The organism is Mitsuaria sp. 7 (genome assembly GCF_001653795.1).
Lineage (GTDB): Bacteria > Pseudomonadota > Gammaproteobacteria > Burkholderiales > Burkholderiaceae_C > Roseateles.
The window spans coordinates 1,533,563-1,545,290 of record NZ_CP011514.1; the positions used below are offsets into that span (position 1 = coordinate 1,533,563).

Here is an 11,728-nt window from a genome sequence, read left to right on the forward strand (position 1 = left end):
GTGCCCCGGGGGCCTCGCGAACTCCCGCCATGCATGGCCTCGGCCTTCGCTGGCCCTCCTTGCCGACCCGCTGGCATCGTTTCAGCGTCCGCCGCACGCTTCTTGCGCTGGTGTTGCCGGTGATGCTGGCCGCCGTCGGCATCGAGCTGGCGCTGACCTGGGGCACCGCGCTGCAGGCTGCGAATTCCGCCTATGACCGCTCGCTGCTGGGCGCCATCAAGGCCATCGACAGCAACGTGTCGACCGAGACCGGCGGCCTGTCCGTCGAGATGCCATATCGGCTGCTGGAGTTCTTCGAGCTCACCGCCAGCGGCCAGGTCTTCTTCCGCGTCAGCACCGAGGACGGTCTCGTCGAGATCGGCAACGCCGGCCTGCCGCTGCCGGGACAGCCGCTGAAGACCGGCGTGCCGCGCTTCATCGATGCCGAGTACTTCGGCGCCCCGGTCCGCGTGGGCGCCTGGGCCCGCGAGCTCGATCCCGAACGCCCCGGGCGGCGTCTGGTCATCCAGGTGGCCGAGAGCACCAATTCGCGCAATGCGTTCTCGCGTGCGCTGCTGATGCAGGCGATGTGGCGCGACCTGCTGACCGTGTCCATCGTCGCGGGCACGCTGGCGCTGGTGATCGGCTGGGCGCTGCGTCCGCTGGACCGGCTGCGGCGCGAAGTCGAGGCGCGCGCCGACGACGACTTGTCGCCCGTCGACGAGACGGAGGTGCCCGCCGACGCCGCGCCGCTGGTGCGCGCGATCAACCACCACCTCGCCCGGCAGCGCGAGCTGATCGACGGCCGCCGGCGTTTCGTCGACGACGCCTCGCACCAACTGCGCACGCCGCTGGCGACCTTGGCGACGATGGTGGGCTACGCACGCCGGGAGCGCGACCCGGCACTGCTCACCGAGGCGCTGACCGCGCTCAAGGGCCAGATCGACGACACCGTGCGGCGCACCAACCAGATGCTGGCGCTGGCGCGCGCCGATACCGCGCCCGTGGCGATGACGCCGCTGGCGCTGGACCGCCTGGCCGATCGATGCGCGCGGGAGTCCTGGCCGCTCGCGCGGGAGCAGGGCATCGACCTCGGCTTCGATCACGCGGGCGGCGACATCATCGTGCTGGGCCACGAAGGCCAGTTGCGCGAGGCGCTGCTGAACCTGCTGCACAACGCGCTGCGCTACACGCCGCGCGGCGGCGTGGTGACGCTGCAGGTCGGGGTGGATCGCAGCCACGGCGACACCGCCGTGATCCGCGTCGTCGACGACGGCCCCGGCATTCCCGCCGATGAGCGGCCCCGCGCGGGCGAGCGCTTCTTCCGCGGCAGCAATGTCGACCTGCCGGGCTCGGGCCTGGGCCTGGCGATCGTGCGGGCGATCGTCCGCCGTCACTTCGGCGAGATGGAGGTCGCCGCGGCGCGCCTCGACGCCGACGGGCTGGAGCGTGGTACCACCGTCACGCTGCGGCTGCCGCTGCGGGTCCCGACGGAAATTCCTTCCCCGCTGAAAGCCGGCTGAAAGCGCCGCTTTCCTAGAGTCGCGGCAAGCAGGTGGCGGGCGACCGCGCGGGCCTGCCGACGAAGCGCCACGGGGCGCGATCGGCGGCGGCCGGCGGCGACACAGATCACCGCGAGGAGACAAGACATGGAATCGATCTCGACCTTTCGGGCGGGTTGGCGTTCGGCTGTCCGGACAGGGGCGGCGCGGATCCGGGCCACCCGGCCTTGCGCGGCGGCCCTCATCGCGACCGTCTGGCTGGGCGTGCTCCCCGGTGCGTGGGCGCAGCCGGGCCGCAATGCCTCGACACCCGCGATGCCACCAGTGATTGCGCCCGCGACGGCCTCGTTGCCCGGCGGCGACGCCGCGCCCGAATGCATCGCCCCGGCCAAGCCCGGCGGCGGCTTCGACCAGAGCTGCAAGCTCGCGCAGGCTGCGTTCCAGCAGGCGGGCCTGACGACGACGCCGATGCGCATCAGCTACATGCCGGGCGGCGTCGGCGCGATCGCCTTCGACCAGATCGTCACGCGCCGCCCCGCCGAGCCGCGCACGCTGGTGGCCTTCTCCAGCGGCTCGCTGCTGAACCTCTCGCACGGCCGCTTCGGCAAGCGCAGCGTCGACGACGTGCGCTGGGTCGCCGCCGTCGGCGTCGACTACGGCGTGGTCCTGGTCGGCCGGCAGGCGCCGTGGAAGACGCTGCCCGAACTGCTGGTCGCGCTCAAGGCGGATCCCAACCGGATCAGCTTCGCCGCCGGCGGCACCATCGGCAGCCAGGACTGGGTCAAGTCGGCGCTGGTCGCCGGGGCCGGCGGCGTGGACCACAAGGCGATGCGTTTCGTCGCCTTCGAAGGCGGCGGCGAGGCCATCGCCGCGCTCAAGGGCGGCCACGTCCAGGTCTACATGGGCGACGCCTCGGAGGTCTTCGACAAGCTCGGCCCGAACAGCCCGTTCCGTGCGCTGGCGGTGCTCTCCGACCAGCGACTGCCCGGACCGCTGTCCGGCGTGCCGACGGCGCGCGAGCAGGGCGTCGACATCGTGTGGCCCGCGATCCGCGGTTTCTATGTCGGACCGAAGGTGTCCGACGGCGACGTCGCCGCGTGGACCGCCACCTTCGAGCGCCTGATGGCCGCGCCGGCCTTCGGCGAGGTCCGCGCGCGACACGGCCTGTTCCCGCTCGCACTCACCGGTGCGGCGCTGCGCGCGGTCATCGACCGTCAGAACCGCGAGTACGTCGAACTCGCCACGCGCTTCGGCCTCAGACGCTGAGCGCGCCGACGAACCGGTCCCGCGTCCGCTTCCGTTCCCGCTTCCCGCTCATCCGACTCACCGAACCGCGGTCCTCGACCAGGAGGACCGCGGGAGCCCCTGCGCCCGGATTTTTCAACCACAACAAGGAGACTCCCTTGACACCCTCCCGCCACACCGCGATCCGACAGACCACGATCCGACAGACCACGACCCGACAGACCACGACCCGACTGAACACCCTGTGCGCCGCCGGCCTGCTGGCCCTGTGCGCCGCGCCGTCCGCCTTCGCGCAGAGCAGCGTCACCGTCTATGGCATCGCCGACGTCCTGCTGGAATACCGCGACCACATGAACGCCGCCGGCGACCACCGGTTCGGCGTGACTTCGGGCGGCATGAACACTTCGCGCTGGGGCCTGCGCGGCGCCGAGGACCTCGGCGGCGGCCTGAAGGCCGTGTTCCAGCTCGAGGCCGAGGTCGCCTTCGACACCGGCATGGCCGGCTCGTCGTACTGGGGCCGCCAGGCCAACGTCGGGCTGGAGGGCGACTTCGGCCGCGTCGTCGCCGGACGCTCGTACACGACCACCTACGACTTCCTGCTGCCCTTCGACCCGATGGGCTACGCGCCGTTCTATTCGTGGGCCACCTCCGGCGGCCAGATCGCGACGCTGCCGCGCAAGGACGGGATGATCACGGGCATGTCCAACCTGATCAAGTACCAGGGAACCTTCGGCCCGGTGAAGGTCGGCGCGACCTACGCGCTGGGCGAGGTGACGGGCTCCGACTCGGCGGGCCGCTTCTTCGCACTGGCGGGCGCGTACACGGCGGGACCGTTCTCGGCGACGCTGGTCGTGGACCAGCGCAACGGCGCGACCATCGCCGCCAACGGCCGCTACGACAAGGAGAAGGCGCTGCACTGGGCCGCCTCCTACGACTGGAAGCCGGTCAAGCTGTTCCTGGCGCAGCGCGTCTACAAGAAGGAGTTGGCCGTCGGCGGCGCGGACGCGAAGAGCACGATGACCTGGCTGGGCGCGACCTGGCAGGCGACGCCCGCGCTGAGCATCACGCCGGCCGTGTACTTCCAGAACATCTCCAGCGGCGCCAGCGGTACCGACGATCCCAAGCTCTACGCCTTGCGCGCCAAGTACGAGCTGTCCAAGCGCACCAGCCTCTACGCGGTCACCTCGACGGCGAAGTCCGGCAGCGGCGGCCTGGTCAGCGTCTCGCGCGACGACAACGGCTTCGCGGACTCTCAGTCCAGCGTCGGCGTGGGCATTCAGCACCGGTTCTGACCGGCCGGGTCCGCTCCCCGCGGCGTCAGCCCGCCGCGGGCGTGTCCGGCACGACGATGGATTCCCCGATCGCGTAGAACTGGCCGCCCGCGATGTAGTGCAGCGTGCGCAGCTCGGGCGGCGCGGACTCGAAGTGCCAATGCCCGTCGCTGAACACGCGGGCATCGGCCCAGGCGGCGACCACCTCGCCGATGAACAGGTCGTAGATCCACTGGTTGCGGGGCTCGGGCAAGACCCGGCACACCAGCCACGCGGCGCAGCCGTTGACCAGCGGGACGGGACCCGCGGCGGTGTCGCCCGCGCCCGAAGCGCCACCTGCGTCGACGGGAAGCTCGACATCGATCAGCCTCGCCCCCGCGTGGGCGATCTTCTCCGGGTCCTGGTGCAGGCTGCGGTTGCCGAGCCGGTGCGTCAGCCCGGCCTGCGCGGCGGTCGGCACCTGCAGCACGAAGAAGCCGCTGGCTTCGACCAGTTCGCGGGTGCGCGTGGCCTTGTCGAGCACCACCGTCACCTTGGGCGGCAGGAAGTCCAGCGCGCAGGACCAGGCCGCGGCCATCGCGTTGCGTACGCCGCCGTGCGCGGCGGAGACCAGCACCGTCGGTCCGTGATTGAGGAGCCGGTAGGCCTTGTTCAGCGGGACCGGCGCGACGTGGTCGTTCAGGCGCTCATTCAGGGGCGTGTTCATGGCGGCGACCATTGTGACGGCGGTCGCCGGATCGTGCTTCAAGGCGGAGTTCAGACCGGCGCCGGCGGCGAGGTCTGGCCGGGCAGCAGGCCCTCGGCGCGCAGCCGCGACAGCACGGCGAAGAGCAGCTCGCTCTTGATGCCGTAGGCCGCGCGCGGCGAGTTCACGAAGCCCGACGCGTTGAGCACCAGGTTGGTCCCGTCCACGCCGTCGAGCTGCACGTTCGGCGCGGGCGTCGCCAGCACGCCGCCGTGCGCCTGGAAGGCTTCGAGCACCAGCGCCTTCACGCGGTCGGTGTCGGTGGCCAGCGGCATCGGCAGCTTGAACTGCACCATGCCGAGCGACTCGCCGTAGGTCACGTTGCGCACGATCTTGGTGATGAACTCGGAGTTCGGCACGATGACCGTCGAGCGGTCGCCCATCTGGATCTCCGTGGCCCGCACGCTGATGCGGCGGATGTCGCCCTCGACGCCGGACAGCGAGACCCAGTCGCCCACCTTCACCGGCCGCTCGGCCAGCAGGATCAGGCCGGAGACGAAGTTCTGCACGATGGACTGCAAGCCGAAGCCGATGCCCACCGACAGCGCGCTGGCGACCCAGGCCACGCTCTGCAGGCTGAAGCCGACGGCGGTCAGCGCCGCGGCGATCGCGGCCACGGTGCCGACGTAGCCGAACAGCGTCGTGGTCGACGAGCGCATGCCGACGTCCATGCGCGTGGTCGGCATGTAGCGCTCGGACAGCCAGCCCTTGAGCAGTCTCACGGCGGCCAGCCCGACGAAGAGGACGGCCAGGGCCTGCAGCAGCTTGATCGGATTGAGCTCCAGCGTGCCGATGGTGAGCCCGTCCTGCAGGCTGCCGGAGCGGCGCACCAGATCCATCGGTCCTTCGCCGTACGGCGCGAGCAGCAGCAGGAGCGCGAAGAAGGCGATCGACACGCGGCAGACGGCGGACAGCAGCAGGGCGGTCTGCTCGCGCGTGCGCGGCGGGGCGGGGCCGTCGTCGCCGGAGGAGGCGGCGGTGCCAGGTCTTGCGCCCGCGTTGCCCTTGCCGTCGTTCTTCCCATCCCCCGGGGTTGCGACGGGCGAAGGGGCCAGCAAGGTCATGAAGAGGTCGTCGACCAGCACGGTCAGCAGGTAGGCGCCGCCCAGCACGATCAACCCCCACACCACCTGGTTCAGCACGAACATCGCCAGCGACACGAAGCCGGTGAGCAGCGCCAGGGAGGCACCGACCAGCGTCAGCCACGAGGCGGCGCGCAGCACCGACAACCACAGCGGGCGGATCGTGAGCGCGGGATGCGCGCCCGTGCCGGCGTCGTCGGCGTCCGCCTTGTCCTCCGGCGCACCGGTGTGGCGCCGCAGCTGCGCGATGGCCAGGCCCAGCACCGCGACGAAGGTCAGCGACGCCAGCGTCTGCACGGCGCCGCTCGCGGCCACGCTCAGATCCAGGGTCGCCGCGGTCCGGGACGACAACCAGCCCAGCACGACGGCGGCCGCGAGCGTGCGCGGCAGCCAGGCCAGCCGCAGGGCGGCCGCGTCGGGCACCGGCAGCAGACGCCACGAGGGCTTGCGCGCCATCAGCAGCGCGGACCCGAGGCCGGCGATGAAGCCGCCGAACCAGACGATCATCTCGGCGGTGTCCAGCCATTGCGCGAGCGAGTCCGGACCGTCCGGCGCGCCCTCGACCAGGCTGGCCGTCAGGGTCAGCACCAGGCCGTGCGCGATCAGGCCGGGCCGCAGCGTGCGCAGGATCACCTCGCTGACCGCGAACAGCGATCGGCGCAGGCGCCCCGGCGGCAGGCGCGTCGCGCACAGGCGTGCGGTCAGGCGACGGGCGCCCAGGCACAGGAGCAGCCACGCCGCCACCGCGGCGACGAAGGTGATCCAGGCGGTGGTCGGCACCGTGGTCCACAGCGCACCGAGTTCAACCCCGAATACGCGGGCGCGTTCGACGTCCGCCGCGCCGTCGGTGCGCAGCGAGCGCCAGAAGCCCGACTGCAGGAACGACGGCACGCGCTCGCCGAGCCGCGCGCTCAACTGCAGCCGCTGCGCGGCTGTCGCATGGCGCAGCGTGCCCTCGGCCTGACCCTTCAGGTCGTTCGCCACCTTGATCTGCCCGTCGATCGTGGCGACCTCGCGACCCAGCTGCGCACGCAACTGCGCCACTTCAGGCGTCTCCTTGACATCGGCCTGCGGCGCGCCGAGCTGCGCCAGCCGGTTCTTGGCATCGTCCAGCCTCGGCTGCAGGGCGGAGACCGCCTGGTCGAGTCGGGACTGCACCCGCTCGACCTTGTCCTTGATGCCGCCCAGGTCCTCGGTCGTCAATTCCTTGCCCGGCTTGGGCTGGGTCGCCTTGAGTTCCGTGCGGGCGGCGTCGAGCAGTTTCGCTGGGTCGGTCGACTCCGGCGCCGGGTCTTGCGCGTGGGCGGGCAGCGCCGCGAACGCCGTGAATGCCGGGATGGCCGCCGCGGCGACGCACAGCAGCCAGGTCGCGAAGATCCGCGACACGCCCACGGTCAGGTCCTTGATCCGTCGCATCTTGAGTCGTGCGTGAGTCGTCAGTGAAGGTGCGCCAGGAGGGCAATCCGTCTGCCCGGTTGAACGTTTCGCTACATCGCATGAAAAACCCGGGAGGGCGGACGATCGTCAAGGAGGAGGATGCGCGCGGGGGCAGGAAGCTCTAAAAGCCATCTTGCGCGACTCACCGATGAAAGTACGCCGATGCCCTCACTCATGGTCTGCAGGACACGTCTGCCCACGCCGGAAGAAGCACAGCGGGCGAAGCTCCTCGCTCGCAGCCTGATCCCCATCGTTGAGCCCATCGTCGGCGATCTGCCGGGTCACGGTCGGCGCGGTGAAGACCGACGACTGGCCTTGCTGACCGCGCGTCGCTGGCCCGCCCAGGGCGCGTACCTCACGGTCCAGTTCCTGGATAACCCGTCGCAAGCCCTGCGCAAGCGGCTGCTGTCCCACATGAACGCATGGGGCGAGCACGCAAATGTCCGTTTCGATGAAACGCGCGAACTCGGCATGGTGCGGATCGCCCGCATTGAGGCACCTGAGGAGGATGCGGGTTTCTGGTCCTACATCGGCACCGAGATCCTCGGCATCGCCCCGGACAAGCCGACGATGAATCTGCAGGGGTTCACGATGAGGACCGAGGAGGCGGAGTTCCTCCGCGTGGTGCGCCATGAAGCCGGACACACCCTGGGCTTTGAACACGAGCATCTGCGGGCCGATCTGGTCGCACGCATCGACCCGCGCAAGGCCATCGCGCACTTCCGCGGTTCCGATGACTGGACCGCGGCACAGACGCGAGCGCAGGTGCTGACGCCGATCGGCGCCGGCGACCTGACCGCGACCCCGTCCAGCGATCCGCTGTCGATCATGTGCTATCAGATTCCGGGGGATATCACCCGGGACGGCCAGCCGATTCTCGGCGGTGTCGACATCGATGCACGCGATCACGCCTTCATCGCGCGCATCTATCCGAAGAACCGATCTTCTGTGCCGACGATCGAACCGATGGCCCCGCTTGCGCCGGCGTCCGGCTCAACCGAGGTGCTGGTCGACGACGAACGGGAAGGCGCAGCGCCGTCCTGGCGCGACGCGGACCGCGACGACGCGATGCAGATCACTGTCCTTGACGGATTCGACCCGTCCTCGGGCCGGACCGCCCCAAGATCCGGCACCGCCAACTTCGCGCGGGTGTTCGCCAGCTTCGGCGGTGCCCGGGTGATGGAGACGCTGCAGTTGAAGAAGACCGACAGGTCGCCGACGCGGTTCGGAAATATCATCGATGTGCACGAACGGATCAAGGCGTACACCGGCCGAGACATCGGTACCCTGCCTTCGGACGAGGAGATGCTCGAGCTGGGCGGAGATCTCTTCGAGACGCTGTTCACCGGTCAGGTCAGGCGTCTGTACGACGAAGCGCGTTCCCGACAGAACGGCAGGAAGCTGGACGTCGTGTTGACGTCGATGATTCCGTGGATTGCCGAAAAGCCGTGGGAGTTCGCCTACGACCGATCCCGACGCAGCTTCCTGGCGACGGAGGAGGTGCACTTCATCCGCAATGCGCTGGCCGCGATCCCCGCGGAGCGCATCGCGCCGCGGCGCGGACCGCTCAGGATCCTCGTGATCGCCGCGCAGCCGGTGAGCCTCGCGACGTTGTCGGTGGCGCAGGAGGAAGCCGTGATTCGTCGCGGCTTCGATTCGCTGGTGACGCACGGGCTCGCTGTCGTGGAGACGATCTCCCGGATCACGGCGACCCGGCTGCTCGAGCGGCTGGCGACGCGCCGCTACGACGTCGTGCATTTCATCGGTCACGGCGACGTCGACGAGGACACCGGCATTGGCGCGCTGTTGTTCGAGGACGGGAGCGGCAGGCCGGCGCGGATAGAGGAGCGCGCGTTGCGCGAGATTTTCTGCGGACGGGGCGTGAGGCTCGTCTTTCTCAACGCGTGCAAGACCGGAGCGGGGAATCCCAGCGAATTCAACAGGGGCGCGGCGCAGGCCTTGGTCTCACACGGCATTCCCGTGTTGGTTGCCAACCAGTACAGCGTGCTGGATGCCTCGGCGACCACTTTCGCCCAGCACTTCTACTGGGCGTTGGCGCAGGGCATGAGCGTCGGACAGGCCGCGCGGGAAGCCCGCATCGCGATCAATTGCTCGCTGCAGGGCGACAGCATCGACTGGGCCGTGCCGGTGGTCTACGCGCGCGACCCTTCGCAGCCGCTTTGCGAGCGGCCATCGGCCATCGCGCCGGCGCCGGCCGCCGCAGCCGCGTTCACGGCGCGGGACCTCGACCGCACGGTCGCGACGGCGCGCGTCCATTTTGCGGTGTGGGACATGGACAATCTGTTCCCCGGCCTGGATCGCACATTGAGCCGGATGAACGAGGCGCAACAGCTGTTCAGCTTCGAGCGGATCGATCTGTCCGCGCCCTTGGACATCTGGGACGCCAGGCGCAAGGCGGAGGATGGTCGACCGTATCTGCTGGCGCACCGGCTGGCATCCCGCATGGCAAGGGCACCGGCGGACGCGGGCGTGGAAGCCTTGCTGTGCCTCACCCGTCATTGGATGCGCGACAGCGACAGCGCGCGCATCTATGGGTGGTGGCCTGACGAACGGACGCCGCCCGTCACCCTGATGTCGTTTGCGGGCTTCCAGGACCTGCTGGCCGAGGGAGCTCAGACCGACCGCGCGATCGTCAACGTGGTCGTCACGGTGCTTGCCGGCTACGTCACCGGGATGGGGACGCACGGTGGCGGTTCGCACGCCTGCCCGATGTGGGAGAACCCGCGGCGCGATCCCGCGCATCTGACACTCCGCCAACGTTTTGACGCGGGCTGTCGCCGGGGGCTGGCGCGGCACTATGCGCCGGAGTTGCAGGCATTCGAAGGGCTGCTCCGCGTCTTCGACTGAACCGCCGTGCCGAATCCTCGTCGGTGGGGGACAGGCAGGCAACGTGCCCCCGGCAGGTCGGGTATGGGCGTCACCCGTGCGGCCCCCGCCAACGAGCGGGTAGAGTTGGCCGATCAAGTCTCCTATCGTCTTCGAGGACCCCACGATGACCACGACTGCTTCCTATCCCGACACCCGACTGCTGATCGCCAACGAATGGGTCGATGCCGCCGGCGGCAAGACGATCGATGTGCGCAACCCCGCGACGGGCGCCGTCATCGGCAAGGTCGCCCACGCGAGCAGGGCGGACCTGGATCGCGCACTCGAAGCGGCGCAGAAGGGCTTCGAAGCCTGGCGGAGCGTGTCCGCCCATGAACGCGCCGCGACGATGCGCCGCGCCGCCGCGCTGCTGCGCGAGCGCGCGCCCGAGATCGCGAAGCTGCTCACCCAGGAACAGGGCAAGCCCGTCGGCGAGGCCAAGGTCGAGGTCCTCGCCGGCGCCGACATCATCGAGTGGTTCGCCGACGAAGGCCGCCGCGTCTACGGCCGCATCGTGCCGTCCCGCAACCTCGCCGCGCAGCAGCTCGTGCTCAAGGAGCCCGTCGGCCCCGTCGCCGCGTTCACGCCGTGGAACTTCCCCGTCAACCAGATCGTGCGCAAGCTCGGCGCGGCGCTGGCCACCGGCTGCTCGTTCCTCGTGAAGGCGCCGGAAGAAACGCCGGCCTCGCCCGCGGCGCTGCTGCAGACCTTCGTCGATGCCGGCGTTCCTCCGGGCGCCGTCGGCCTGGTCTTCGGCGACCCGCATGAGATCTCCAGTTACCTGATCCCCCATCCGGTCATCCGCAAGGTCACCTTCACCGGCTCCACGCCGGTCGGCAAGCAGCTCGCGTCGCTGGCCGGCGCGCACATGAAGCGCGTCACCATGGAACTCGGCGGCCACGCGCCCGTCATCGTCGCGGAAGACGCGGACGTTGCCCTCGCGGTCAAGGCCGCCGGCGCCGCGAAGTTCCGCAACGCCGGGCAGGTCTGCATCTCGCCGACACGCTTCCTGGTGCACAACAGCCTCAAGGACGAGTTCACGGCCGCGCTCGTCAAGCACGCCCAAGGGCTCAAGCTCGGCGACGGCCTCGCCGAAGGCACCACCCTCGGGCCGCTCGCCAACGAGCGTCGCGTCGTCGCCATGTCCAAGATCGTCGCGCAAGCCCGCGAACGCGGCGCCAAGATCGCCACCGGCGGGGAACGCGTCGGCAGCGCCGGCAACTTCTTCGCGCCCACCGTGCTGGCCGATGTGCCGCTGGACGCCTCCGTCTTCAACGACGAACCGTTCGGGCCGATCGCCGCGATCCGCGGGTTCGACGCGCTCGAGGACGCCATCGCGGAAGCCAACCGGCTCCCGTTCGGACTCGCCGGCTACGCCTTCACCAAGTCCATCAGGAACGCCCATCTGCTTGCGCAGCGCATGGAGGTCGGCATGCTGTGGGTCAACCAGCCCGCCACCCCCTCCGCGGAAATGCCGTTCGGCGGGGTGAAGGACTCCGGCTACGGCTCCGAAGGCGGGCCGGAAGCGCTGGAGGCCTACCTCAACACCAAGGCAGTCTCGCTGCTCGGCGTCTGACTGGC

General features: G+C 70.1%; 7 protein-coding genes. 5 read left to right on the forward strand and 2 right to left on the reverse strand.

What is annotated here, in order from left to right; genetic code table 11:
* Positions 1-29: 29 nt before the first annotated feature.
* The 3 genes from ABE85_RS06810 to ABE85_RS06820 all read left to right on the forward strand — a co-directional run bounded on the left by ABE85_RS06810 (position 30) and on the right by ABE85_RS06820 (position 4,018).
* A complete protein-coding gene (locus ABE85_RS06810; RefSeq protein WP_067271718.1) occupies positions 30-1,502 on the forward strand; it encodes a sensor histidine kinase in 1,473 nt (490 codons plus the stop codon).
* Between the two features lie 294 nt (positions 1,503-1,796).
* Complete coding sequence (locus ABE85_RS06815; RefSeq protein ID WP_157522002.1) at positions 1,797-2,747, forward strand: tripartite tricarboxylate transporter substrate binding protein; 951 nt, start codon at positions 1,797-1,799, stop codon at positions 2,745-2,747.
* A 137-nt stretch (positions 2,748-2,884) separates the two neighbouring features.
* Positions 2,885-4,018 (forward strand): porin, encoded by a 1,134-nt coding sequence (locus tag ABE85_RS06820; protein WP_231993247.1) that lies wholly within the window; start codon positions 2,885-2,887, stop codon positions 4,016-4,018.
* 25 nt (positions 4,019-4,043) lie between these two features.
* Here ABE85_RS06820 and ABE85_RS06825 read toward each other — a convergent pair whose 3' ends face one another.
* Together ABE85_RS06825 and ABE85_RS06830 are read right to left on the reverse strand one after the other, a co-directional pair.
* Positions 4,044-4,679: a flavin reductase family protein gene (locus ABE85_RS06825; protein WP_067282071.1), complete on the reverse strand. Its 636-nt coding sequence runs from the start codon at positions 4,677-4,679 to the stop codon at positions 4,044-4,046.
* A gap of 74 nt (positions 4,680-4,753) precedes the next feature.
* Positions 4,754-7,240, reverse strand: a complete 2,487-nt coding sequence (locus ABE85_RS06830; protein ID WP_067271724.1) for a mechanosensitive ion channel family protein — start codon at positions 7,238-7,240, stop codon at positions 4,754-4,756.
* A gap of 183 nt (positions 7,241-7,423) precedes the next feature.
* On the opposite strand from ABE85_RS06830, the gene ABE85_RS06835 reads away from it, so the two are divergent.
* Entirely contained in the window at positions 7,424-10,129 is a 2,706-nt protein-coding gene (locus tag ABE85_RS06835; RefSeq protein WP_197507230.1) for a CHAT domain-containing protein, read from the forward strand.
* A 145-nt stretch (positions 10,130-10,274) separates the two neighbouring features.
* On the forward strand, positions 10,275-11,723 hold the full coding sequence (locus ABE85_RS06840; protein ID WP_067271737.1) for an NAD-dependent succinate-semialdehyde dehydrogenase: 1,449 nt from the start codon (positions 10,275-10,277) through the stop codon (positions 11,721-11,723).
* Positions 11,724-11,728: the final 5 nt, after the last annotated feature.

Excerpts from the sequence above, each read along its gene's own strand:
- ABE85_RS06810 (WP_067271718.1), top strand. The coding sequence starts at position 30 with ATGCATGGCCTCGGCCTTCGCTGGCCCTCCTTGCCGACCCGCTGGCAT.
- ABE85_RS06815 (WP_157522002.1), top strand. The coding sequence starts at position 1,797 with ATGCCACCAGTGATTGCGCCCGCGACGGCCTCGTTGCCCGGCGGCGAC.
- ABE85_RS06830 (WP_067271724.1), bottom strand. The coding sequence starts at position 7,240 with ATGCGACGGATCAAGGACCTGACCGTGGGCGTGTCGCGGATCTTCGCG.
- ABE85_RS06835 (WP_197507230.1), top strand. The coding sequence starts at position 7,424 with ATGCCCTCACTCATGGTCTGCAGGACACGTCTGCCCACGCCGGAAGAA.
- ABE85_RS06840 (WP_067271737.1), top strand. The coding sequence starts at position 10,275 with ATGACCACGACTGCTTCCTATCCCGACACCCGACTGCTGATCGCCAAC.